At 56.9% G+C, this 24,980-nt stretch carries 25 protein-coding genes and 2 pseudogenes; 15 read left to right on the forward strand and 12 right to left on the reverse strand.

Annotated features, from left to right (window positions below; translation table 11 throughout):
• Nucleotides 1-88: 88 nt before the first annotated feature.
• Entirely contained in the window at nt 89-1,249 is a 1,161-nt protein-coding gene (locus HNW77_RS04430; protein ID WP_172155752.1) for a pyridoxal phosphate-dependent aminotransferase, read from the forward strand.
• A 210-nt stretch (nt 1,250-1,459) separates the two neighbouring features.
• Here the strand turns inward: HNW77_RS04430 and HNW77_RS04435 are convergent, their stop codons facing one another.
• Nucleotides 1,460-1,849: a hypothetical protein gene (locus HNW77_RS04435; protein WP_007396668.1), complete on the reverse strand. Its 390-nt coding sequence runs from the start codon at nt 1,847-1,849 to the stop codon at nt 1,460-1,462.
• A gap of 326 nt (nt 1,850-2,175) precedes the next feature.
• Between HNW77_RS04435 and HNW77_RS04440 the strand changes: the two genes are divergently transcribed.
• The 11 genes from HNW77_RS04440 (at nt 2,176) to HNW77_RS04490 (ending at nt 12,238) form a co-directional block, all read left to right on the forward strand.
• Nucleotides 2,176-2,634 (forward strand): DotD/TraH family lipoprotein, encoded by a 459-nt coding sequence (locus HNW77_RS04440; RefSeq protein ID WP_172155696.1) that lies wholly within the window; start codon nt 2,176-2,178, stop codon nt 2,632-2,634.
• On the forward strand, nt 2,627-3,667 hold the full coding sequence (locus tag HNW77_RS04445) for a type IV secretory system conjugative DNA transfer family protein (protein WP_172155697.1): 1,041 nt from the start codon (nt 2,627-2,629) through the stop codon (nt 3,665-3,667). The genes HNW77_RS04440 and HNW77_RS04445 overlap by 8 nt, the downstream gene beginning before the upstream one ends.
• Nucleotides 3,664-4,827, forward strand: a complete 1,164-nt coding sequence (locus HNW77_RS04450; RefSeq protein ID WP_172155698.1) for a type IV pilus twitching motility protein PilT — start codon at nt 3,664-3,666, stop codon at nt 4,825-4,827. Before HNW77_RS04445 ends, HNW77_RS04450 begins: the two co-directional genes overlap by 4 nt.
• Nucleotides 4,827-5,075, forward strand: coding sequence for an IcmT/TraK family protein (gene icmT, locus HNW77_RS04455; protein ID WP_010511855.1), 249 nt, complete (start codon nt 4,827-4,829; stop codon nt 5,073-5,075). The genes HNW77_RS04450 and icmT overlap by 1 nt, the downstream gene beginning before the upstream one ends.
• Nucleotides 5,072-5,494 carry a hypothetical protein gene (locus tag HNW77_RS04460; RefSeq protein ID WP_172155700.1) on the forward strand — a complete coding sequence of 141 codons (423 nt, stop codon included), beginning with the start codon at nt 5,072-5,074 and terminating at the stop codon, nt 5,492-5,494. The genes icmT and HNW77_RS04460 overlap by 4 nt, the downstream gene beginning before the upstream one ends.
• Complete coding sequence (locus HNW77_RS04465) at nt 5,491-6,000, forward strand: lytic transglycosylase domain-containing protein (RefSeq protein WP_007396660.1); 510 nt, start codon at nt 5,491-5,493, stop codon at nt 5,998-6,000. The genes HNW77_RS04460 and HNW77_RS04465 overlap by 4 nt, the downstream gene beginning before the upstream one ends.
• Nucleotides 5,997-7,142: a secretion/conjugation apparatus DotM-related subunit gene (locus tag HNW77_RS04470; protein ID WP_172155702.1), complete on the forward strand. Its 1,146-nt coding sequence runs from the start codon at nt 5,997-5,999 to the stop codon at nt 7,140-7,142. Before HNW77_RS04465 ends, HNW77_RS04470 begins: the two co-directional genes overlap by 4 nt.
• 10 nt (nt 7,143-7,152) lie before the next feature.
• A complete protein-coding gene (locus HNW77_RS17615; RefSeq protein WP_007396658.1) occupies nt 7,153-7,758 on the forward strand; it encodes a hypothetical protein in 606 nt (201 codons plus the stop codon).
• Nucleotides 7,759-7,761: 3 nt separating this feature from the next.
• Entirely contained in the window at nt 7,762-10,104 is a 2,343-nt protein-coding gene (locus HNW77_RS04480) for a type IV secretory system conjugative DNA transfer family protein (protein WP_172155704.1), read from the forward strand.
• Nucleotides 10,101-11,405 (forward strand): DUF1173 family protein, encoded by a 1,305-nt coding sequence (locus HNW77_RS04485; protein WP_010511861.1) that lies wholly within the window; start codon nt 10,101-10,103, stop codon nt 11,403-11,405. Before HNW77_RS04480 ends, HNW77_RS04485 begins: the two co-directional genes overlap by 4 nt.
• 227 nt (nt 11,406-11,632) lie before the next feature.
• Nucleotides 11,633-12,238: a hypothetical protein gene (locus HNW77_RS04490; RefSeq protein ID WP_081472674.1), complete on the forward strand. Its 606-nt coding sequence runs from the start codon at nt 11,633-11,635 to the stop codon at nt 12,236-12,238.
• Between the two features lie 34 nt (nt 12,239-12,272).
• Here HNW77_RS04490 and HNW77_RS18050 read toward each other — a convergent pair.
• A pseudogene (locus HNW77_RS18050) lies at nt 12,273-12,546 on the reverse strand (MucR family transcriptional regulator); the annotation flags it as partial.
• Between the two features lie 306 nt (nt 12,547-12,852).
• On the opposite strand from HNW77_RS18050, the gene HNW77_RS04500 reads away from it, so the two are divergent.
• Nucleotides 12,853-14,397, forward strand: coding sequence for a Fic family protein (locus tag HNW77_RS04500; RefSeq protein ID WP_172155706.1), 1,545 nt, complete (start codon nt 12,853-12,855; stop codon nt 14,395-14,397).
• Between the two features lie 389 nt (nt 14,398-14,786).
• Here HNW77_RS04500 and HNW77_RS04505 read toward each other — a convergent pair whose 3' ends face one another.
• The 8 genes from HNW77_RS04505 to HNW77_RS04540 form a co-directional block, all read right to left on the reverse strand.
• The gene (locus tag HNW77_RS04505) at nt 14,787-15,272 is read right to left on the reverse strand and encodes a MucR family transcriptional regulator (RefSeq protein ID WP_010512514.1); all 486 of its coding nucleotides are present in this window, start codon (nt 15,270-15,272) and stop codon (nt 14,787-14,789) included.
• Between the two features lie 625 nt (nt 15,273-15,897).
• Nucleotides 15,898-19,116: a MobF family relaxase gene (gene mobF / locus HNW77_RS04510; RefSeq protein WP_172155708.1), complete on the reverse strand. Its 3,219-nt coding sequence runs from the start codon at nt 19,114-19,116 to the stop codon at nt 15,898-15,900.
• Nucleotides 19,116-19,412 (reverse strand): hypothetical protein, encoded by a 297-nt coding sequence (locus HNW77_RS04515; RefSeq protein ID WP_172155754.1) that lies wholly within the window; start codon nt 19,410-19,412, stop codon nt 19,116-19,118. The genes mobF and HNW77_RS04515 overlap by 1 nt, the downstream gene beginning before the upstream one ends.
• A complete protein-coding gene (locus HNW77_RS04520; protein WP_172155687.1) occupies nt 19,330-19,947 on the reverse strand; it encodes a hypothetical protein in 618 nt (205 codons plus the stop codon). Before HNW77_RS04520 ends, HNW77_RS04515 begins: the two co-directional genes overlap by 83 nt.
• 73 nt (nt 19,948-20,020) lie before the next feature.
• On the reverse strand, nt 20,021-20,743 hold the full coding sequence (locus tag HNW77_RS17625) for a hypothetical protein (protein WP_241694293.1): 723 nt from the start codon (nt 20,741-20,743) through the stop codon (nt 20,021-20,023).
• 267 nt (nt 20,744-21,010) lie between these two features.
• On the reverse strand, nt 21,011-21,376 hold the full coding sequence (locus tag HNW77_RS04530) for a hypothetical protein (protein ID WP_172155710.1): 366 nt from the start codon (nt 21,374-21,376) through the stop codon (nt 21,011-21,013).
• Between the two features lie 131 nt (nt 21,377-21,507).
• Entirely contained in the window at nt 21,508-21,753 is a 246-nt protein-coding gene (locus tag HNW77_RS04535) for a hypothetical protein (RefSeq protein ID WP_172155712.1), read from the reverse strand.
• A 417-nt stretch (nt 21,754-22,170) separates the two neighbouring features.
• Nucleotides 22,171-22,416 carry a hypothetical protein gene (locus HNW77_RS04540; protein WP_172155714.1) on the reverse strand — a complete coding sequence of 82 codons (246 nt, stop codon included), beginning with the start codon at nt 22,414-22,416 and terminating at the stop codon, nt 22,171-22,173.
• A 20-nt stretch (nt 22,417-22,436) separates the two neighbouring features.
• Between HNW77_RS04540 and HNW77_RS04545 the strand changes: the two are divergent.
• Both HNW77_RS04545 and HNW77_RS04550 read left to right on the forward strand, forming a co-directional pair.
• Nucleotides 22,437-22,628 (forward strand): annotated as a pseudogene (locus HNW77_RS04545) (transposase); the annotation flags it as partial.
• A 30-nt stretch (nt 22,629-22,658) separates the two neighbouring features.
• Nucleotides 22,659-22,862 (forward strand): transposase, encoded by a 204-nt coding sequence (locus HNW77_RS04550; protein WP_372447717.1) that lies wholly within the window; start codon nt 22,659-22,661, stop codon nt 22,860-22,862.
• A 496-nt stretch (nt 22,863-23,358) separates the two neighbouring features.
• On the opposite strand, the gene HNW77_RS04555 is transcribed toward HNW77_RS04550, so the two are convergent.
• A complete protein-coding gene (locus HNW77_RS04555; RefSeq protein ID WP_172155716.1) occupies nt 23,359-23,844 on the reverse strand; it encodes a hypothetical protein in 486 nt (161 codons plus the stop codon).
• 500 nt (nt 23,845-24,344) lie between these two features.
• Nucleotides 24,345-24,899 (reverse strand): BRO-N domain-containing protein, encoded by a 555-nt coding sequence (locus tag HNW77_RS04560; protein WP_276592068.1) that lies wholly within the window; start codon nt 24,897-24,899, stop codon nt 24,345-24,347.
• Nucleotides 24,900-24,980: the final 81 nt, after the last annotated feature.

The raw sequence follows: 24,980 nt of genomic DNA on the forward strand, positions 1-24,980 counted from the left end.
TGGGCAGACCGCCTGATTTCCAGAGGCAGTTTCTGGTCGCAGGGCGATCATCGCCCTATAAGTCTATTTTCTCCACCTCGAGGTCATGATGCCTGTGCCGCCAATCGATCCCTTCCACGCGCTGTCCATCAGCGCACTGGCGCATGAACTGGCCGCACAGGGGCGCAGCATCATTCATATGGAATTTGGTCAGCCTTCCACCGGCGCGCCAAGCGCGGCGATCGAACGCGCCCAGCACATACTGGCGACCGACCCCATGGGCTATTGGGAAAGCCAGCCCCTGAAGGAACGGATTGCCCTGCACTATGACGAAACATATGGCGTTTCGCTCCGGCCTGAACAGATTATCCTGACCTGTGGCGCATCACCCGCGCTGGTTCTGGCGCTCATGACCAGTTTTGTGCCCGGCGCGCATGTAGCCATGGCGCGACCGGGTTATGTGGCCTACCGCAATGTCGTGCGCTCGCTCCATATGAAACCGGTTGAAATTCCATGTGGGGAAAAAGAACGCTTCCAGTTGACCCCCGACGCCATTGCCGCGCTTGAACCTGCTCCCGACGGGTTGATCCTGGCCAGTCCCGCCAACCCCACCGGTACCATCCTGTCTCCTGATGAAATACGGCGCATTGTTGACGTCTGTCGCGCGCACGGGATCTGCATCATATCGGATGAAATCTATCACGGCCTGAGCTTTGGCGAACGCGCGCACAGTATTCTGGAATATGATCTCGATGCGCTGGTGGTAAACAGTTTTTCCAAATACTTCAGCATGGCGCCGTGGCGGCTGGGGTGGCTGGTTGTCCCGCCAGCCAAGGTGGAAGCCGCCCGCGCGCGAATGGGTAATCTGTTCCTGCCGCCCGCCGCCCTCAGCCAGCACGCGGCCCTTGCCGCCTTCGACTGCCGCGATGAGCTTGAAGGGCATATGGAAACCTACCGGCGCAATCGTGACCTGCTGCTGCGTGCCCTGCCCGAAATGGGGCTGCGCCATATCGCGCCACCAGATGGAGCGTTCTATATCTATGCCGATATCCGGCACCTGACGGATGACAGCATGGCGTTTTGCAAGCGCCTGTTGCTGGATACGGGTGTTACGACAGCACCGGGCATTGATTTCGACCCCATAGACGGGAAATACTTCATCCGTTTCAGCTTTGCGGTCGCAACGGACCAGATTGAAGAAGCCATCCGCCGCATGGTCCCATGGTTTCGTCACCAAAAGGACCGCTTACCCGTCAATGCAGTGACTTAAAGGGGGATATACGTCTGGAGCGCGTATAGCTGTGTTTCTGATCAGGAGACATGCGAATACGCACTTACCGCGACTCACTACTACGGACCATGCAGGGGGTTTCTTCCAACTTAAGTTCTGCGACACACGTCTTGATTATAGTCAGCCCCGGCTGCATGCCTTACCCAGATCAATACATTCATACCAAACCATTAACTGCCTGCGATATTACTACCTCAAGCCACTGCTGGAACTGAAATGCGAGGTGGCAAAACTATGCTTCAGCACGATCCCGTTACTCAACACAACAGTCAGCATCTTGCTTTTGTTATTTGATCTTTCTCCAAGCATGCCAAGTCCGACTACGTCCTGCGCTATTGAAAGACCATCCTCCCTGCCGGACGTAAAACTATAAATCCAGACCTCATAGCCATCTTCATAGGTTTTCTGCCCCGGTTCACCGTAAATCTGACGCACCTGGGATGAAGTTGTCACACCATCATGAATATTCTGATCAACTTCCGCGATGGTTGTTTTTTTTATGGAAGCATCACCCGTGGACGAACAGGCACTCGTGCCTGCAATGATCGCCATCACGATGGCCGTTCTGATGATCTTCATCCTGCACTCTACCCTCTCGGCTACATATCATCGACATACCTCATTGTGTCTCATCGATACAGATTGTTCAGCGCACATCAGATGCTTGGTAGGACTGTCAGCAACATGGATGGCTGCCGGTGATCCCCTCACGTTCAGAGCCGAAAACAGAAAAGGGTTGCTCCTGTCCCACGCAATTCTGCGCGTCAATCCGGCGACAGCATACCCCAAAAGAGGACACGAATCTGTTCTCGGGGCCTGCATGAAAGAAAAAGCAACGCAGCCAATTTTTGCTGTAGCAGTCGCAAGATGATCTTCGAAGCTGCTCCCATTATCCGGAGAAGCTCATGAAACATTCTCTGCTCATTTTTCTTTTGCCCATGGCGCTCAACGCCTGTGCGCAGAGCCTGTCGTCACCTTCTCCCATTGCGACGACCGGCATGGCCAATCCTGAACTGGCCTTGCAGCGGTCAATAGCAGAGACCACGACTGATCTTCGGGAACTTGGCAGCATCCGCCCGCCTCCGGTCGTTGCATCTACCAACCAACCCCCGCTCCCCGATGACCTGACCCGCCGGATCTGGTTCGTGTGGGACGGCCCGCTGGGCAAGGCCGTCGCAAAACTTGGCCAGGAGATTGGCTATAGCGTGACTGTCACCGGCCATCCCCGAGCAATGCGCGTCGCGACCAACAGCGTTGCCGCCGTGGCGGATATCCTTCGGACATTGGGCGATCAGGCCGGAGATCAGGCCATGGTCGAGGTAGACCCGCTTCACCACGCGATAACGGTGGCCTGGCATGCGTAAGATGGCGCTCTTTCTATCTTCGGCCATCGTCGTGACGGCCGCAGGTAGCCCGACCCATGCGGCGTCTGTCTCCACGGGGAAGGTTGTCATTGAGGAGGGGCAGCACGTCCGGCTACCGACATCGTCTCCATCCCCGCCATCGGCCCGCAGCGGCACATTGGTCCCGGAGCCACAGCCGCCCCAGCCGGGTGCGGATCAGGTGGACGGGGCTGACCCCGCCCTTGCCAATCCCATCAATAAACCGGTGACAGGGGCCTCAACGCTCGACGAGGTGGTTGGCGGCGAAGCGCCCCCCTCTCTTGAGGCCCTTGAGAACACCCGCCCCAATGACGAGCCAGGCGATGACCTGAAACCCGGTCGAATCGTCCAGCTTCGGGAGGCCGCGCATATTTACGGCGCGCAGGGCGGTCTGGCCGCCCGGGCATTCGCCATCAACGAGATGCTGCGGCGCCATGAGGAGACACTCGACGCCACTTATGATTTCCGGTCGATCGTGCTTCCGATCGGGAGTGGCCAGACCCTCATGCAGCCCCCGATCGTCACCGAGGCACAGATGGCCTTCGCGCTCAATGACACCGGCCAGGTGGCGCACGAGACAGAATGTGTTTTCGAGATCACCCGGGAGGCACAACTGACATCCGCGCCCCCGGACTGGCGCACGTATCTCGTCCGGACATGGGGCAAACCGCATCACCCGGTAGCCGCGGCCCTGCCCCGCACAAAGGCGGAAGTGTCACACTGGAACCAGTGGGTGGCCGAAGGCTGGGCAGATGGAGAAAAGCAGGCAACCGAGATCTTCCTCTCCGATCTGTCGCGCCTGCAGCGCGACATTACCGGCATGGCCCGCTACCGGGTGCTGCTGAACGCCGGGCGCGTCGAAGAACCACGCGTCGTGTTCGAGCACCAGGACGCCGTGGGAGGAGGAGACACCCTCCACCTCAATGACCGCACGATCCGGATCGCGAGCCAGCCGGGGCTTCAGGGCCACGTCCGGCGCGGAAGCGATTACGGTTATCCGGAGCATTGCCGATGAATATCACCATCCCCATCACGACCGACGAACGCTGGCCGGATGAAGGCAGGAAAGGGTTTGCCTGGGTCGAGGAGCGACGGCGTAACGCGCCGGGGCTGGACTCCCTCCTTCGCTGGGCGCATGGCCTCGGCGCCTCGCGCATCGACATCAAGACCGGCCATCCGGTCACGATCAAGGTGCACGGCGTGATCCGCTACGCCACATGCAAAGCGACGGACTCCCTCGCGCTGGCGGATATCGTCGGCCATGTCTATGCCTCTGACGGGATGGCCATGCTTGGTGTCGGCCATATCCTCGATACGGCCTACAGCGTGGCACTGGACCGCAAGGTCAATCTGCGTTTCCGGATCAATCTTTCACCCATCTCGGTCAAGCGGGGCAGCGGCGTCCACATCGTCATGCGTCCGATCCCCGCGCGTCCCGCAAGCCTTGACCAGCAGATGGTCGAACAGGAAATCCGGGACACGAACAGGCTCAAAAGCGGCATGGTCCTGTTTGGTGGGGCAACCGGTTCCGGAAAGACCACGTTGCAATTCGGGCTTGCCATCGAAAAACTCATGGACCCGACCGTGTATTGCGACATGGCAACTGGCGAGGAGCCCATCGAGTTCCTGCTGGACGACCTGCGACCGCCTTCAGGCTCGCGGATCAGCCAGACGGAGATCCGCCCTCCTACCCTGACTTTTCCCACGTTCACCCGCAGCCTGACACGCCGCGAGATGAGCGATGGCATCATCACGGAATGTCGGGACGGCGAGACCATGAATGCAGCCATCAATATCGCCATGATGGGCGGTATCCTGGGCACGACGCTGCATGCAGACAGCGTCTCCCTCATGATCCAGCGCGCGATCGCGCTCTGTCCGCCCTCGGAACGTGACAACCTCGTCTCGGCCCTCGCTCAGGCGCTCCGGTTCTGCATCAACCAGCGCCTTGTGCCCCGCAAGGGCGGCGGGCGCGTTGCGATCCGCGAATTCCTCACCTTCGATCGTGATCTGCGCCGCAAGCTGACCCGGACCGAGCCAACAGACTGGCCGGACGTCGTGGCCGACGCGGTCGAGGCGCAGGGCCAGTCCTTCGGCAGAGCCATCCGCAAACTGCTTGATGCCGATCTGATCACCGAAGACACCGCTCTGGCGGAAGAAAGGAGAGACGCGTGATGTGGCGTGCAACGGCCTATCCTGTCCGGGTTTTCATTCTCGATGCCCGCAGCTGTTTTCCCATTCTCATCTCCGTGACACACTGGAGCCTCACGACCCTGCTGATCGGGGTCTTCGGCGTGGTGTTTTTCGGCACGATCTCGTTTTTCGGGCTGACGCTGCCGGCCGCGATACGCTCCATGCGACGCTTCCTCATCGGGCCGGTCCGCACCGCCCTGCCGACATGGCAAAGGAGGCGGTTCTCATGAGCGCGATCGACCTGGCGGCGATCAGTGCGGCGCAGACACGGCTTCTGGCCGAAATCGGCAAGCCGATTGAGCTGCTGGACCGTGGCACCGGAAAACGGGTGGTCGTATCACCGGCTGACGCCGCACACCCTGAAGCCTACCTGCCCGTTTTCCTGATCAGTGCCGAAGCCTTGTGGCTGGAACTGACAGGGACGGGCTTTGCCCTTGATGTCAGCAGGACGCCCGACAGCGCGCTCGGCTATGCCGTAAGCAAGGTGCGCGCCGGTTCATTTACGGTCGTGATGTTATGTCTGATCGATGTCACGATGAGGCTTGCGGAGATGGACGACGCGCTGGTCCTCAATCATCTGATCGACTTCTGGGGCGAAGCCCACGGCCGGATCGCTGATGTCGCGCCGACCTTGCAGGGGGCGACATGATCCCCCGCCTCGCTCTGGCGGCACTCGGGGCGTTTCCCCTCTTTGCCGCCAGCACGACCGCCCACGCCGCGAGCATCGAAGAAAATAGCCGCCAGATTGCAGCCTGTCTGGAGGCTTCGGCAAAAATCTCCGGTGTGCCCCGTGGCGTGCTGCTCGTCCTCCTCTATGTCGAGGCCGGCCGTCCCGGAATGGTCAGCCCGAACAGTAACGGCACGGCGGATCTCGGGCCGATGCAGGTCAACACGACATGGGTCGATCGCATCGCGAGGCGATGGCACAGCACGCCCGCGCAAACATATGCGGCGCTGCGCGACAGTTCGTGCGCCAATATCGAGGCAGGCGCCTGGATCCTTGGTCAGGCGATGCACGAGACACACGGCGACCTCTGGCAGGCCGTGGCATTCTATCACTCTCATACCCCACGCCATGGCAACGCCTATCTCCGGCGTTTCTACGACATCGCCCTCACGATGATGGCCAGAAACCGCAGGGACGATCGTTCATGAGCACGAGCCGCGTCCCATGGTCATCCAGCGATGACTATCTGCTCTTTTCCTCGATCATCATCATCGTCGGGGTCCTGCTGTTCAGCTACATGGCCTGGAGCCTGTGGCATACGCAGATCACGGCCTTCTATCTGCGGGTCATGCTGGGGCAGATCAACCTGCTGCATACGTCTAATCCCGACCTGATGCGCCTGCGCTTCCAGTTGCAGGCCGCGCAATATCGACCGGATCTGGTGCGGGCGATCCAGCTTTATTATGGCCTTGCAATCCTGGGCAATGCCCTGAAATGGCCGGTGGCCATCGTGATTGCCCTCCTGGGCGGGTTATGCATGTGGCGTGCTGCCCCCGGCCGATTTGCAAAAGCGCTCGATCTGGAAGGTCTGATCGCGGTCCAGGCAGAAATGTTTCCGACACTGAAAGGCTTCGTCCGACGCCGACTGGACAGGCTTGTAACGCCCACGGATGGTATCCCCCTGCCCGCGAACCCGGCTCTGACACGTGCCGAATGGGGCGCGCGCTTCGCTGTCGATGCACAGGACCGCTACAGTGAAACCGGTGCGCTCGAAGCGTTCACGCGCCAGCTGGGCCGTCACTGGTCCAGCATCCACGCCGCGTCCCCTGTCGAACAGGTGCTTCTCGTTGCCTTTGCGATGCACTACCTCCAGAGGCGCCGGGAAGCCCTCGCCCTGCTTGGTGAACTCTCTGCCGGCCTGGCCGACGCCGGCCTTGATGGTCCGCATGGTCCGCTGGCGCCGCTCACGGTGCCAGAGTCCGTTATGCGCAGCGCCCGCTCTGCCCTGCAGGACAAGGAAATCACAAACTGTATCGATACGGTCTGCGAGCGCAGCGGATGGAGCGTGACCGCGCTCATGACCCTGCTGCACGAGGCCCGGCGTCAGGCGGGCGTACTGGCACCCTCCTCATTCGCCATCGTGAAGCTTATCGACCGATCATTATGGTACGCGCTGCACTCACTCGGCTTTCCTGCTGAAATCCCGGCCGAAGACCTTCATCCCAATCCCCGCATCGAGGCCGCCGGCGCGCGTGCGCACTGGAGCGAAGAGCGGCGCTACCAGCGTCCGATCTACATCCCTGCGGTTGAAAACGCACTCGCCATCCTGCGCCCGATGCCCGAAGCATAAGGATCTTCCCGTGACCCGTATCATCCTCCACGCTGATGGCCGGGCGCCCATCACCATTGAACTCGACGGGACAGGCTTACAGCCCCTCCATCTCCATCTCGGATCTGATTTCGGGCAGACGGAGACGAGCGATGCGGCACCGACTTTACCAGAAGCGGCAGCAGCACGGCGCGGGCGCCTGAAAAAGGCGTTGCCCGCGCTCATCGCCGGGGGGCTGGCCGCCATCCTGATCATCGGCACACGTCAGGCCATGGTTTCCGACCGCGCCGTTCCCGACACCGGGCCCGCTGGCATGCTACGGCCGCCTGCAATTCTACCCCCACTCTCCGGCTCGCCCATGACGGACGAAGGCGCGCCAGGGGTCCGCTCAACCTATGTCCCGGGCGCGCGCATGCCGGTCGATGGGAATGTGGTCGGCAATCCCGACGGTCACCCGGCGAGCGCGGAAATCGATGCCGCACGACGCATCATGACGCAGCGGCCTGTCGTCACTTATCCGCAACCCCCAGGTAGCGCGCAGACAGCGCCGACGGCGCCGGTTTCCCCCACGGCACCAACCGCTCCCGTGGCGCCCACGATCGACACGGGAAAATCTCCTTTCGGGCTGGAAGACTGACGCATGGTGAAGCGCGAGATTGGCGGACCGCAGGTCCACCAGCAACTGAAACACGGCTCCACCTATCGCGACACGCGTCCCTTCACGGTCCGGATCGCTGAAGAGCTGCAATCCAGCAGTTCCGGGTTCGCCCTCATGATTCTGGCAGGGCTCAGCGTGCTGGCTCCCGCGATCGTCGGGATCACCTTTCCCCTCGCCCTCTGCCTGACGCTCTGGGTCATGACCCGCCAACCCGTGCTGCCTTTTCATCTGCCCAGATATTCCGGACTGAAGGACAAACACGATCTTGACCCCAAAACCCGTCGGCCGCGAGCGGCGGCAGGCATCATATATCTTGGAACGGACGGACTGACTGGCCAGCAACTCTGGCTTTCATCCGACGCGGGACGCCAGCACGCCGCCGTGCCAGGCACAACGGGTGCAGGCAAAACGACATCCGCCATCTCCCTGCTGGCCAATCCTCTTGCGCACGGATCCGGGTTCATCCTGATCGACGGCAAGGGTGACAACACGGTCCACGGCGATGTACTGGCGCTTGCCCGCCGCTTCGGGCTGGACGACCAGGTGCTCAATCTCAATTTTCTGACCGCAAGCGGCATCCGCCAGTCCAATACGTTCAATCCGTTTGCGACCGGCAATGCCGACGCCATCCGTGAAATGCTGGTCAGCCAGCTTGGTGAGCCGTCGAGCAACGACGCCAACGGCGTCTTTCGGGATCGTGCTGTCGGCCTTGCCGGCACGATCGCCCCGGTCCTGACCTGGATGCGCGACACCCACGGCGTGCCGATCAACATCGAGACCATGCGCTACGCCATGGAACTGCGCTGGATCGGCACGCTGGCCCGGCATCGCGTATTCCTGATCCGCAATCCCGGCTCCGATCACCCCATCGAGATCAGCGTTCCCGAAATTCCCGATGATATCCTCTATCCGGCCCAGGCCTATCTGGGCGAACTGCCGGGATATGATTCCTCTCTGGCGTGGAATGAGCAGAAAGAAAACAAACCGAGCGAGCAGCATGGCTACGCCAAGATGTATTTCACCCGGGTCTTCACGCAGCTTGGCGTCAGTCTCGGGCATATCTTCCGCGCCCAGACACCCGACATCGATATGCGCGATGTGGTGCTGAACCGCCGCATTCTCGTCGTCACGCTGCCCGCGCTGGAGAATTCCTCGGATACGCTGGCCGGACTGGGCAAGATCGTGGTCGCGGCCGGTCGCGGCGTCATGGCCCAGCTTCTTGGCGCCCGCCTTGACGGCCCCGCCGAGCAGGTCTTCAAGCTCAAGGCAGGCAGCGGCGACGCGCCGTTCCATTTTTTCTACGACGAACTCTCCGCCTACGTCACGGACGGCATGGACCGGCAGCTGGCCATGGGACGCGGCCTGAACTGCATGTTCTGGCTGGGGTTTCAGGATCTTCCGGGTCTTACGACACGCATCGGCGACAAAGCCTTTACCCTGCTCGGCAACGCCAACCTCACCCACGCCATGCGCCTGCAGGATGCCATGCGCACGCGCGAGTGGATCGAAAAGCAGTCCGATCGGATCGAGGTCAGTCAGGCCACGCATTTCGAAGGCAACTCGGCTGGCAGTTATCGGGAAGGACGGGGTGCCGAAGTCCGGGAAGTCGCCCGTATTCCCTGGGCAGACCTTCAGTCACTCATCGAGGGCGAGGCCATAACGATGTATGCCGGCCGCATCGTCCATTCGAAGACGTTCTTTGCCGCCGTCAATGGGCGGTCAGGCGCGATCCGCATGGCCCAGCCGGTCATGCTTGCAGCGCCGCTGGACCTGAATCGGGTGCCCCCGGACCAGCAGTTGCTCGCCCTCCTCGCGACGATCGAAGGCGGCCTGTTTCAGTCTGAACTGACCACGGTACACGACGAGCCGGATGTTTGCGCACTCGAGGAAGCAGTCGACCGCCTCGGTCCAGGTTCTCAAGACATCCTGCGCAATTTTGCACAGATTGGTGCAGCAGTCGCCGCCGCACCACGCCGGGTTGCGACCGCCAATGACGCTGAAGAGAATGAGCCCGCAGCCGGAACAGACATGCTGACACCATTTTCCTATATGCTGCGTGACGCTGCCTCCATCCCGAAACCCGGTTTTCAGACACCGCCCCGCACCATACCTCCCATCGACGGTCACCTGCTTGGACGCCTTGAAGCCATTGAACGCCGCGTGGACCGGCAGCCTGGTATAGCCCGGCGTCGGGCACTGCTTATATTGGGTGTCAGGGACGCGATGACAAAAGGCGCACCGAAGGAGGGCGCGGCCAGCACCGGGATGACCGAAAAGGAAATCCTCGCCCAGATCAGGATATTGCGAGAAAAAACCTCGGCATGACCGGCACGGTCATCATCCTTCCCGGCGGGGAAAGGTTCCAGCTCGAATGGCGCCGGACCGACCCGGAGCGCTGGGAACGCCGCCTGAAGGCAAAATATGATGAAAGCCGGAGCGCGGAGCGTTCTGACAAGGCGCGATGCCTATGCCAGCATCGCGGCGCCGTACTACCTCTACAGATCCGTTACCGGGCAGACAGTCACAGTTATCACCTCGCCGTCTGGCCAAATGAAGGGTCGTTGCACGAAAAGACATGCCCCTTCTACAAGCCTGATCCGGAGAAAAGCGGGCGCGCCAGCTATGTAAATAGCGTAATTCGCGAGGGTGAGGATGGGGATGTCGCTGTGACCCTGTCGATCGGCCTGCGCCGCAAGGGGCTACCCCGGCCAGTCGATGACACGCCGCTGCCTGCTTCAGATCGGCCTGGACAGGCGCGACAACGCCGGATGACGCCTCTCGGGCTGCTCCATCTCCTGTGGGAGCGGGCGGGGCTGACCGAATGGCGGCCACAATTCGCCGGACACCGCACATCGACGGTCGCCCTGGGCCGGATCGCCTCTGCCGGAACCCGGATCCGGGCGCAGGGCAGACTGATCTCCGATCTTCTCTGTCCTGTTGCCCCAGGGCATGAAAAGTTCGGACGGCGTCTCCATGCCGTTGTCAGGACAGAAGGACAGGAAAACCATCTGTTCCTGATCGGGTTCGTGGAGGCTCTGGAACCAGATCCCAGGGGCAATTTCACGATGGCCCTGAACGGACAGCGCGACGGTTACCGCTGCTTTCTGACAGTGCCTGCGGCCGAGAGGAACCGTCTTGCCCGGTCGCACCAACTGGCGGCAGCCACGCTCGCCCTGCCCGAAGCGGCGCGGCAGGCACATGTTGTAGCGCTGCTCTATGTGACGGCACGAAACATCCTAGCCCCCAATAGCCGGTGGAGGGGCTGGATCCAGGCGGAAGTCAGGACCGGTGCCCTGATGACCGTCTCTCGCAGCATGCTTCCTTTCGAAAGCAGCCATGAACTGGCGGTAGCCGATGCCCTCGTGGCAGCGGGACGCGCATTCGAAAAACCACTGCGTTTCGACGCAGAGCGGGATCTCGTTTTCCCGGATTTCATCCTGCAGGACACGGCGCGGAATGACGGATATCCAATGGAAGTTTTCGGTCGCACGGATGAGGCCTACACTACCAGACGAGCCGAAAAGGAAAATTACTACGACGCGACCTTCGGAGCAGGTGGATGGTGGTCATGGGATGCGACAACAGGGAGCCGGATGCCGCCTTTTCCATCAGGCAGGCTGAGATAAAACAGGGTGACTTCTTCACTTGGCTGCCTTATATGTAGCATCATGAAGCTGAACTCCCATAAGGCTGCTCTAGCAGCAATAAGAAAGCAGACCCTTGCGAACACGAAGAGCAAGCGGACAGCCCATGCGGCTTTGCTGCGAATGGGGATTATCGATAGCAAAGGCGCGGTTACCAAAGAGTACACGCGTGACCCACGCATTGAGGGCATGCTTAAAGCGTAACTGCGTTGACAGTTCTTCATACATCTTTTGTACTCGGTTATCATGGTTGTTCTGAAGAGGTCGGCCGGAAACTGATTAACGGAGAAAGCGCACCAACTCCGTCGGAGACCGACTACGATTGGCTTGGACCGGGTTTCTATGTCTGGGAGTCCGACCCGTTACGTGCGCAAGAATGGGCATATCAGAAACAGCGCAGGGATTCCGGTTTCAAACCGTTCGTTATTGGTCTGGTCGTAGATCTGGGCAACTGTCTTGATTTAACGACACGCGAAGACCTGGAGATGCTCAAGACCGCCTATGAAGGCCTGCGAGACACATTAAGCACGGATGATATACCGATGCCGGTGAATCGTGATTCCCGGCACGACGTAAATAGTGATAAACTTTTTCGTAACCTCGACTGCGCTGTTATCAGGTATCTTCACGATTCTATTGAAGCCCCAGAGTCTCATCTCGCACCTTATGATACGGTGCGCGGCCTTTTCCAGGAAGGCGGCGAACTCTATCCCGGTAGCGCCTTCCGGGAAAAGACACACACGCAGATCGCAATCCGCAATCTGGATTGTATAAAAGGAATCTTTCGTCTGCCGGACTCTAGCGTCGGGATATAAGGTAGACAGCGGTCTGTTCATCATCATGACTGAATCAAAAGAACAGCCACGCCGCCTCGTCTGACGGCGCGCTCCGCTTTTGGTGGATGGCCTTCTTTCTGCCCCGACGCTTCTCCTGCGACCTCTCTGGCAATGCCGATTCCGTTGCCCATATCATCAAATTCTGTCGCAGCAGACGTTATGTCTCGCCCCAATCCGATTTCTCGTGCAAGTTCCGATCTGCGCACTGTGTAATTGGGAGCGACCATAGGATAATGAGACGGAAGTCCCCACTTCCGCCGATATTCTTCAAGCGTCACGCCATAGGATGTTGATTTTCACTAAGAACTGACGGTGTGGACGGCTCGCAGTGGTCCTGAGAGGATGCTGAAGAGTTGACTGTCCAGTGGAGGAATCCATCACGCCGCAGTTGATCCGTACCATCAGTTCTCAGTGAAAATCAACGCCGTGAGGGCGCTTCAGCGAGTGGGAATTATTGATCACAAAGACGAAGTGACGGAAGCATACGCGTGGCCACGGCTGTCCATATATATTTTTTTACACAAGGCATCGTTTATATGCGATTTTAAGCATCAATAAACGGTTTTGGACAACTCGGCAGGAATCTAATTCGAATGGCGGACCCGATTGGCGGCATGTGGCTCGCACTGAAATATGATGCAGAGCCATTCGGCGGACTGGCTGTCAAAAGCCAGCTTGGAAGTCGTCGCTCGAGCAGTCATCATAATTTATACAGCATCGAGACGTATCCCGAAAACATGCGTCCGGCCGACACCGCAGCCGCGCATCTGCAGTTTCATCTGCGACACGAACCCACCAGCCTTGAGTTGCTGGCGCGCGTTTTTGCGAAGACCGGACCAGGTTTTGTCCAGGAGTGGATAAACAGTGCACCGACAGGGCAATATGCCAGACGGGCGTCATTTCTCTTTGAGTTCGTCACCGGACAAACGCTCGTGCCGCCAGTCGACCTCGGCGGCAACTACGTCTCCGCACTGGACGGATCTTTTCAGGTAACAGCGTCTCCAGACAGGATGAGCAACGTCAGCCGATGGCGCGTCCGTGACAACATGCCCGGGAACCGCTTTTTTTGTCCCTTTATCCCGCTATCCACTCAACTCAAGACGGCTTCGGAGATGGACGTATCTGCCGGTTACGGTGAACTGGTGCAGGAGTTCGGCGAGAGCATGCTTGCCCGGGCCGCAGTGTGGCTGACAAATCGTGAAAGCAAGGCAAGTTTCACCATTGAAGGCGAGGAGCATCAACTTGACCGGATCCAGCGCTTCAGCCACGTACTCGCCACGAGAACCGGGCAAGGGACAGTCCCCCTGACAGATACTGACCTTGCCGAATTGCAACGCAACATCCTCGGTGACGTCACAATAACCGAGCATTTTGGCTTGCGACTGTCTCCGGTATTCGTTGGAGAATACACGATGAGGTACGAGAATGTTGTTCATTACCTCGCGCCTCCCGCACAAGACGTAGCGGATATGCTTGAGGGATTAAAAATTTTCCTCGACAGGACGGAAGGACAGTCTCCTGTCATGCGTAGCGCCGTGGCAGCCTTCGGGTTTGTCTACATCCATCCTCTTTCTGACGGGAACGGCCGTGTCCACCGGTTCCTGATAAATGACGTTCTCAGGCGGGACGGCGCCATCCCCGACCAGATCATTCTCCCCATCTCAGCTACGATCATCGGAGACCCGACGAGCAGGCGAAACTACGACCAGATTCTGGACAGGGTTTCAAAACCCCTGATGCGACAGATCACGGATCATGTCTCTTTCGATCGTGACATGAAGATCTATCCTGATGGGATAAAATCCAATCTCGACTTCTCGAACCCTGATCTGGCGAGACCGGCCTGGCGCTATATCAATTTCGCCCCCCACGTTATCTATCTCAGCGCAGCACTCGAGATGACCATCAAGCACCACATGAAAGAGGAAGCCATATATCTCCGGTCGCACCATAATGCCCGGCAGGCACTCAAGGAGCTTGTTGAAATGCCGGATATGGATGCCGACCGCATCATCAGGTCATTACGGGATACTCGTTTCATACCCAGCGGCAAGATTCAGAAAGAATACCCCATGATCGTAAAATTCAGGCTTTGGAACGCCATCTCTGAGGCGCTGAGGCGTTCCTTCTCTGAATGATTACACATGGACCGACCATGATAAGTAGAAAGCTGTTCGTCACCAGACATGGGATCTGCAAAAGGATTGTCCGAGTGGAAAAGGCAGGTTGCCCTCGTGAGAGCACAACTTTCTAGTCATCGCCTATGGATTTTCACTGAGAACTGAATTCTTCCACAAGGTGCATAACGCAAGGGCTTAGGATCGCGATCCGCAACCTGGATTGTATAAAAGGCATCTTTCGTCGGGATTTATCGACGTCACGCCCCGAACTGGATCATGGTCCGGTCAAACAGGAACATCCACTGTCGACACCCTACAGCGTAGCGAAGAAGTTCTGCCTTCGTATATTGCCGCGTTCCTGAGCCAGGAGAGCGCCGCGCCGCCCGGTCCGGCGGCGCGTTCCCCTTTTAGTGGATGGCCTTCTTTCTACCCCGGCGACGTCCTTGCGGCCTGTCAGACAATGTAGGTTCCGTCGTGTCCTCATCACCAGATTTGGTGGCAGTGGACGTTATATCCCGCCCCAGCCCAATCTCTCTTGCAAGTTCCGATCGGCGTACTGTGTAATTGGGAGCGACCATAGGGTAATGAGATGGAAGTCCCCATTTCCGCCGATATTCTTCAGGCGTCATGCCATAGGACGCCTGAAGATGCCGTTTGAGCATTTTCAGCTTTTTCCCATCTTCAAGACATATGATATAATCCGGAAATACGGACCGCTTGATGGGAACGGCAGGTATCTGTTCTTTTACGCCCGAAGCAGTCGGGACGGACAATGAATTGTAAACAGTCCCAATCAGCCTGATAAGTTCGTCCGACGATATTTTATTTTCCGATACATAAGCAGTTATGATTTCCACGGTCAGCGCCAGCTGTCTTTGTTGTTCTTCGGGCATTGTCCATCACCTCAACAGACGAAAAAACTGTGGCCCTGTATATAGCACCGCTATTGGGAATAGTCCTCGACGTTTTCGAGGATTTGGCAGATTGCAGAACTGGTATGCTCTTGAGCAGATATCCGATAGGATCCTGCGCCTGCTCATCTGTATTTCATCTGACCGTCAACACTTCTTGCTTTCTACGGCAATCCTGTTACCCGTTTCCCGCCCAGCATCAAGACGCCATATCTGCGATAAGAGATCATCTGGATCCGGTGTCAGCAGAACACTCAGACACAGCTTCCTCTTCGGTCCAGGAAGGTCTTGAGGCGTGAACATGCCCGGAAGCTTCAGTTGGACCAATAACGCATAGCAGGCTTTCAGGGATCGGTTCGCGTACAACATCATTGAACCGAGTACGCAACTCCTTCTTCAACCAACAGTCGAACGGATCAGGATCTCCCCGGAAAGACACATCATGCATCATTGACCTGCTATCTACTGCTCGCCGCCTCCCTAACGATACTCAGCCGACTTCGTTGCGCAAATGACCAAAGCGTGCGTCAGATCTGAGATGTTGTCGCGGTATGGCACATGGTCGGCAGGATTCAAATCCGGTAAGAACAGCAGAAAGCCGGACGCTCTAGCTGGCGGCGCCTGGCGACGCAGATGGCACAGGGGGACGCCTGCCCAGCACCTGGGCGGCCCGTTGGCTCCGAAGCGTCTGCTCCGCACCCGTCATGACCGCTGGTGCGTTCCTGATCATGACCTGCAGCCTGGCGTCGATCTCGGCCAGACGCGCCTTATGCAGGCGCTCGGCCTGCCGCGCCTGCGTTTCCAGAATAATCTCCCTTCCATAGGGACGACCTGACTTCGTCAGTGTCTCCTGCATGCGCCCAAGCGCGATCAGTTCCCGGATCCTCGCATCCCGGGCCTTGCGGGTTCGGGCAACCAGATCCGTGCCTAATGATTTATAGGGTTTATGCGCCATTTTCTTTGCGACGTGTTTCCACAGGTCGTCACTGGTGATGCGCGTCGTGTCCCCAAGCGCCCTCTGGTTCCGGACCGCCTCAAACGTCGCGCCATCGGAGATCATGGTCCATGTGGTTCCGCGCGCCCGGCTTTCCGCGACGTACGAGGTAAATCCCGTCGCCAGTTCAACGCCTCGCGGCAGGGCGTTGATGTGCTCGTCTGAAGTAAGCCCCTGTGCCGCATCAATCGTCATGGCATGTCCGAACCCGAGCAGTACCCGACCAGTCTTCGCGTCACGAAACCGCCGCCATTCGACATCGGCAACAAGCCCGTCCTTCGTGCGGACGCGAAGCCCCGCATCGCCATGGGCCAGAACCTCCACCACGTCGCCGTTATTTCCGACTGTGGCGCCCTTTCCATCCACACTGCCCCATGTCCGACGATACAGCCGAAGCCGGTCGCCCGTAGCGATCGCGAGATCATAGGTTTCGCCGCGCTGATCAATAGCCTGCACGGTGATTTCATGCGTCGAGATCTCGCCGCGCTCCTGCAGGATTTTACGGACGGCACGACTCAGGTCGGCAGCATCCTGATTGGTCAGCGCCGACATGCTGATCGTCTTGGCCCGGCCACGCCGCGGGCCGGCACCCTCGGCGACCAGGGCGTCGCGACGCGTCACATACAGCCGGGCAATATCCTGCAGAACTTCCTCATGGTCGCCACCGACCAGACGGATCGTTCCATCCGCCCGTTTCATATCAATCGCGTCCCGGACTTCCTTCAGATGGAACCTGTTACGGACGTCGTCATCATTTTCCTCGTCCGTATGCGCGTTGGCCGCAGCCCCCCTGAACTCGTGGGATTCCAGATCGCTCTCTTCTGGCTCTGCGCCACGAAACATGTCGGCAATCTGGCGATTTCTTGCAGATACCTGCCGGACACTGGACAGAAGCTCAGGCCTATCTTCCGGATCCAGGACCCGGCGCAGCATCTCGATGGAGTCTCCTGCCTCGATATTCTGCGCCTGCTCATGGTCACCCAGCGCCTTGATCGTGCAACCGGTATCGCGCTGCAACTGTAACAGGCGAAGCATCTGGCGCGGGCCGACCTGGCCGACCTCGTCAATCACCAGTACCGTATTCTGGTCCACATCAACGCCACCGCGCTCCAGCCGCGCCAGAAAGGGCAGCATCGCGCTTGTGTCAAAGATGCCGGCCTCACGTAATGCGTCTGCCTGACGCCAGGCATTGGCAATCCCGATAACCCTGCGACCATTCGTGTCATAACGCGTATCATGTTTCCACGCATCAACCAGCGGAGACAGCAGGGCCGTCTTCCCGGAACCCGCGACGCCGGTGAGCATGGAGAGCGCACCGCCCCGGCCAAGAGCGTAGATCGCAGCCTTCTGCGTCTTTCCATGTTCGCTTGCGAAGTCGAGCGGCGATCGTCCGATCGCTTCTGTGATCTGGCGGTCCGACAGCGCCCCGCTTCGGTCTCCTGAAGCACGAGCCGCCTGAATCGCGAGGTCCTCCTCGATGGCGATCTGCGCGGAATTCGTCACCCTCAGCCGGTCGCCACACATCTCCTGAATCAGCGAGACCCGTTCCCCGCCGAGTTCAAGACCACGCTGTTCAATAAGGGCCACGACATGATCGATGTCCTTCACGCCACCCTCGATGCCGGTGCCGATCAGGCCCCGGGCCGCATACGTTCTGAGCTTGTCGTGATCGATCACGGCGGCTGTTTCAAACTCCCTCGCGAGATGGCGCGCAGCGAAACGGTAAGCAATATCGTATCGTTGTTCCCTGGTGCCCACGGGCGCTACTGGCGTGCCAAGCAGACTTTTTTCCTCCCAGCCAAGTCGCCTGGCCTGTTCGCGCCATATCTCATGGTCGCTCGTGCCTTTGTCCTTGTCGAGCCGGGCTGCCAGGCCAGCCATGGACAGGATGCGGCGCTTGCGTTCGATCCGCATATGCGCCCAGTCCGCTCCTTCCGCCGCGGCGTACTCCTTGGCCGCCCTGATGACGTTCCGTCGTCCCTTGCTGAAGAAATCCGATATATCCTGCGGCACGGCCGAGATGACCGTCGCCTGTTCATTCGCATCGTATTGCTGGGCGATGCCGATCCGGCGCAGTTCATCAGCGAGCTGTGCCTGGAAATATGCTCCAAATTCGTGAACGCGCGATCGCAGCCGCTTCGTGTCGAGCGAACCCACATGTCCCTCTTCCGTGACTACGGCATTGAACAGGGCATTATGGATATGGGCATGGGGATCGCCGCCTGCTGGTGTATCGATCAGATAGGTCTGGCCTGTCCCCGCGTCACGCGCCTCGACCGTCGGGCGCGCAGTATCATGCCGGAATGACACCCAGGCGACCTCGCCCGGGTTGGCACCGTCTTCGCCCCCATGACCGCGCCGCGCGAAGCCGATTTCCCGCGCGACATAGAGCATGGTGGCATCGTTTGCCCGATCAATGGCGTGCCAGATGGCTGCCCTCTCGGCCTCGGTCGGCGCGAACTCGGCCGCGAGCGTGACCGATTTGTGTGGCGCCAGGGTCAGATCATAGGCACTGATCTTGCGGGCGTTCCTTGACCAGTCATCGCCATTATCGGCCCTCTTTGCTTCAAACAGGCGATTGAGTTGCGCGTTCTTAGGTGGTGTCTTCGGATCAATACCAAGAGCCGCTGCAATCTTGGGCTGCATGTCCGGTCGCCATGAGGCCCGCCCGTCGCGACCGATGTAATAGCTGGTCAGTCGGCCACCATCCGCGTCAGGCACTTTTCCAGGCTGGGTACGGAAATCGTGCTCTGGATCTGGCAGTTCCTGCGTGAAATAGGCAGTGATCAGCCGACCGCTGCTCTCAGCCGAGATTTTCCGGAATGTCATCATCAGGCATCGGCTCCATCCTCATCGTCGGACCGGGCCGAGCGGGGCATCCTGCCCTCCTGAATATCGAGCACCCTGCCGGTTGTAAGATCAATACGTCTGAGCATAGGGTTCTGGGCTGCGATCAAGGTTACCAATCGGCCGAGAATCTCATCGAGCGTGGGCCCGTCGGAATCTTCCGGCGAGAGGATTTCAATGATCAGGGACAATTTGTCCTCAATCGCCCGCAGCCGTTCCCACAGGTCGTCGCCCCTGACTGGGGATATGCTTTGTCTCCCGGTTGTCTCGCTCATCTTCATCGCATCCCACGTCAGAACATGGGAAAGTGTCACGTAGCATCACGCGACCATACTGGTTTTCTTTTACGTACACGCTACCAGATCGCATGCTGCATGACCGAACTGGTATCCTGTGAGACGTCGCCGCGAGCACGCTCCCGACAGTGGCCGCCATGCAAGCGCCAATCGCAGTTATCGTCCCGCCCACCCCACCGTCCGTAGCTCCTTCGGGATTCATGACGTTGGCCTGGTGGCCCATCGCCTTCATCACGGCATCGGCATGGTTGGCGATGTCATTGGCCGTCAGGGTGCCCGTCGTCAGCATAGTGCTCGACTTCTCGAGGTCAGGCCCGATATTGGACTGCACCGCAATCACGTCGATGTTGCCTTTTTGGGGAGCAGCTATTTTGAACAGACACGAAAGCGACGTAACCTGAAAAAAGCCGCCGGCAGCAACTGCGACCGTGACACCTGTTATCGACGCCGGCGCGCTATCCTCTTTGGCCAGCATGCTGGCCTGCGCGGCCAGTCCCGAAACCAAAAAGCCGATATTCATGCCAACACTCTGCGTATTGTACCTAATTGTTCGTATTTCTAGTCAGGATTATTACGTTATATCAAAAGCAAATTCAGATCGAAACGTAACCTTTTTCTCGCCATGACTTTTCCATCTTAGGGAGGCACGATATGATTTTGTCCAGATCTTCGGTCATTTTTGGAAATACAGTCTTGTATTCATCACTTCGATATCGCCTTACAAATTCAAAATCTCCCAGAATACAACGAATTATACATAGCATAACGCCTTTGCTTTGTTCACATTCCTGATAACCACCAGACGAAGATACCTTGTATTTTGCTGGTAAGAACTCCAACATATTTTTCTCATTTGAAAAATTATAGTGCTCATCAAAAAAAGAAATTCCTTGCATAAGAAGTCGCTCGATAACACTTGGAAGTTCGGATATATCTCTCCAATATATTTCATCGGACCCGCGATCGCGTATAAATCCAACTCTATCCTGAATAAAGCATGGGGTATATTCCGCAAACTCTGGAAGCATATTGAGTTCGCATCTAATTTCTTCGAATAGCACAGCAGATGTATAAATTGGCCGCCCTAATATTTTTTTACACAACGACATTGTTTTTCTGTTATTTAGATAAACACCTGGAAAAACAGTAACTTCACCGCGAGAGCCTATTCGACGGAATCCAAGTCCAGGTCCTACTATAAGAGTCGTATGTTTTAACGACTTATTTTTGAATTGCTCTGATGAAAATTCCCAGTTCTCAAACTTTTTGGCGATTTCTTTACATAATTCAATAATTTCTCCTTTTAACGTAACCATTTTTTCCTCACGGTTTGTAAACTACCCCCCCCAAGTGTCTGGACTGAAGGTCTCTGATCTTTGCCGCAGACACGGGATCAGTGAAGTGTGGCATTGACGCCGCCTGCGAGAGTACCCCGTCACGGACATGTCCCTGACCGAGACCATGATGACAATCCTGCTCCTCAGCATCCTCATAGGACCACAGGGAGTCGTTCACACCATCAGTTCTCAGAGAAAACCAAGAATCATCCGCTTAACTAACAATGTGACGTATAAATATCCATTTTACCATGCATCATTTTCTGGAGACCATCCGTTCTCTATTTTTTCTATAAGAGCTGTGTCGTTAACAATAATTTTCATAGGTAATTTTCTTTGTTCTTGTGTAATATTTTCGACAGCCCACTCTTTTTCGCCATCCCAAAAACACCACACCTTAACTTTATTTGTTTTTAAGTTTGGGAACCCAATACGAAATATGGGTATTTTAATTTTTTCCTTGTCTATTGGTACATGCCCATACTTATGAATCACTTTCTGTTTTTCAGCGGATATTAACGGGAAAAATATCCAAAACAAAACAGGCATATTTATAATACCTTCTATATTTTCGGTTTTATTATCACAATCCTTAGAAAATACCCTAATCATATACGAAAACTTCGGTATTCTTTTCATGTATTGAAAATAATATCGTCCTTTTTTGTATTTATATAAAATACATCTCCGATTTTTACCATACTACTGTTACTTTACATTATTAAAGATGATCTTTTAAAAATTCATTTTTCCAATATAGGATTTGAAAATTTATCGTAACCATACCTCTTTTTGTTATTTTCTGAAATAATATTTATTATATTCGATAGAGTGCTTGTTTCTTTTATTTTCCTTCCAATCGTCTCTATGAGAACCCATTCTATCGCCCTCGCGTCATCGCTACCAATGCCTGAAAATCCTGATATTGCGGCAATCACTCTACTGTTTTGCCTGATATGAGCATTCGCACGAGAATTTATATCATCCATGATTCCAACTTACTCCGGTTTGCCATCTGTCCTAAAAAATATGAAACCGTCGTATTTCCAGAGCTTAATACTCCAGGAGTTCGATCAGCATACACAGACTTCGTCGTAGCCGTCGACATCAATATCAGATCGGCTGCCGTCAGCTGACGCGGGATGGGGTCGGCCACGATAGTATCCTGCTTGGAGGCCTCCTGTGCCTCAAATCCGGGGAGATCGAAGGACGTCTTATCGTCATGGACTGGATCAGCAATGACATCGTCAGAAGCCTTCTGATCATGGATCGGAAACTCTTCCGTGTATCCGTTCGTATGCTCCGGGAACAGCGTTACCAGGATCGTCGGCTCGGACGCATCCGGTGATGCAGTCATCTGCGCAGACGAAGCGGATCTGCGCATCGCTCCCCGAGGTGATGGTGCCCTATGCGTTTAGCGACTGCGCCTTCCCGCCGTCGACCATGAGGGTATTGAGCTGGTCCTCGTTGACGACCTCGCCGTTCAGCGCCGCCAGCGCCACGCTGCCGCCCGACAGCGTCCCGCTCGCATTCACGATATCCCCGCTGGTCACGGTCAGCGACAGCGCGTTGCTGGCGTTGATCGTGCCGGTATGGTCGATAGGAAGAAAGCCCCGACGGAGAGGTTGCTCAACGCCTAACTGGACCACCATCTGGACGGCGAGGCTGTGACCGGCCGCTGGAGGCGGCCTATCCGGTAGTGTTCTTCGATGCCCTGCGGGTGAAGATCCGCGATGAAGGCATGGTGCGCAACAAGGCGGTGCATATCGCCCTGGGCATACCGGCCAAGGGCGCCAAATTCTGGCTCCGTGTCATGAACGAACTACGCCATCGTGGCGTCGAGGATATCCTGCTGGCCGTGGTTTGTGCCGAGGGCAACCCCTGGTGCCTGGAAATGAAGGCCAGGCTGCAACAGAACCCGGCAAAAGCCCTTTACGCCTTACGCAAGCAGACCGTCGAGCCGGTCTTCGGTATCATGAGGAGCGCCATGGGCTTCACCCGTTTCCATCTCCGTGGCCTCCCCAACGTCGCAACAGAATGGACGCTCGTCGCCCTCGTATACAATTGCCGCAGGATCATGCGACTGACAGCCGCATAAACGCCGTCGTCGCCGTCACTCATCACTACGGCAGCGCCCAATCCGACAGCCTGCTAAGCGGATGGCTGTTCATGCGCCTAGCCGGGCGGTAGCGTGAAGGACAGTGCCCTGCCGTGTCCATCCGCAGCTACGCAGACCTTGGCGCCAAAGCCTCGACGTGAGCGGCCAGACGCTTCACTACCCCTGAGGCATCCTCTGTATCCCCCTTTTTGGCGCCCCCGGTCGCCTTGTGATGGGAACTGATCGTCGTGCTATCGAGAAAGACCATGCCCAGTGCCGGGTCCGCGCCTCTGACCTTTTCAAAGAGACGCTGCCACACACCACGCTTCGACCAGCAAATTAACAGTTGTGCGACAATCCACCAGGAATCAAACTCAGGCGAAATGGCGCGCCATTTCGCGCCATTCTGATGGTGCCAGATTTCAGGCTGTCTACGGCGAGAAAAACCGCAATTTTTTCGTTTTTCTGGCCCGGAAAATAGACTGCAACTGTAGTGCTAGAATATCTTAAGTTTGCCTTCTGGAAAATCACCATCCCACCCGCATGGGAAATGGCCGTCCATATACCAATAAGCGAGGCCAGCACTGAACCCAGGTGGATAGAGATCAGCGTATTCGCACTCCATGCACAAACCTACAATATTGAAGTTAACTCTACGAATAAACGATTCTGGTAGATTGTTATTTTGCACCACTTCCTTTGTCTTTTTTTTGACGAGTTCCTCGGCATACGGCTCCACTTCACGAACGATCTCATTCCACTTTCTATAACGTTCGATATTACGTTCTAGTAGTCGTTCTCGATATTGATTTGCGGCTTCTAGACATACATTCTTCCACGTTACTGATTGACAGCTTTCTAAGGCCTCTGCCCATGAAGACAACAATATGATTTTGCTATTTTCTCCCTGGCCGACAGAGCGAAACCAGACTACCCCATCTAATTGCTCCAAAGTTCTTACTGTTCTTCCATGCATATTCATTCCGCCTTTTTTTGTTGCATCATTTCGGGCATACAAAGAATGGGATCGTTGGGCATAATACCATGCGCCTCACGGTCGACCATAGCCTGATTACTGAGACATTCGGCCTCATCAATCAAATATCCAGCGGCTTCTAAGAGATCTGTTCACCGCCGTGGAAATAGGAAGGGCGTGGCTTTGCCTCATGCAAACACGTTATCACCCGTCCGACGCCAATGCGGGCAGGAGGCATAGGCCTGTAATTGGTCCCGGCCAAGCTGTCATCGCGAAACGGACATAAGAAAAGGCGGATGAATGACAGTGACAGCAAACACGCAGCCCCATGAAGCTGTAAATCCGGACACCATGATGGTGGCCTTCCTGCACGAATACGGGCTGCCGGGCACCAGAGAACGGGCACGACATCATATCGGACGCCGCGTCGAGGCCGGCCTTGCGGATGACGCTGTCTTCTGGATGCGCATCAGCAACCGCCTCAACGGTCGTCTGAGGGGTAAAGGCTATGTTTTTTCCCGGATGGCAGTAACGACACAGCGGGATATGTTGAGGCCGATGCGGATAGCATCGTCAAGCTGCCGACCGACGCCGCTTTGAAGAACGGCGGAGCCGTATATTGCCCCGTCAATTTTACAGCATATGCTCCAGACCGCGCCAATCAGGTTCATGGCGTGAGCCAACCCTTCGACATCGTGACGGTCGAGGTTGCGGATAAACTCGCGGGGATCGACTTCCTCTATATACGGCTTCTGTCCCGGCATCACGAAGACCATATGGGGTCCCGGATGGGACAGGCATGAAAGCAGTTCCTCCTGCTCACCGGTCATGGCAGGCTTATCGCGGTCTGAGCGCATCTCGCTCTTGCCGTAGCTTCCTGTCCGACGGATCTGAGGCAAAACTTCATGCGTGACCCATCTCCGGAAATCCTTTGCTTTGCGCTTCGTGGACTTGAACGTCAGATGGTAGATACCGCTTTCACTCACGATCAGCATGGTCTGCGGCCCGCCTTCGGTCTCGATGAACGCTTTCGCTACTTCGTCTGCATCAAGATACCTGATCGCACTCCTCGCGCTTTAGTAATCAAGAGCGCGCGCCACGTCGTCAGCCACAAACCATGTGAACCCGTCGATGAAAACGGA

Source organism: Komagataeibacter melomenusus, from assembly GCF_013155395.1.
In the GTDB taxonomy this organism is placed as follows: Bacteria; Pseudomonadota; Alphaproteobacteria; order Acetobacterales; family Acetobacteraceae; genus Komagataeibacter; species Komagataeibacter melomenusus.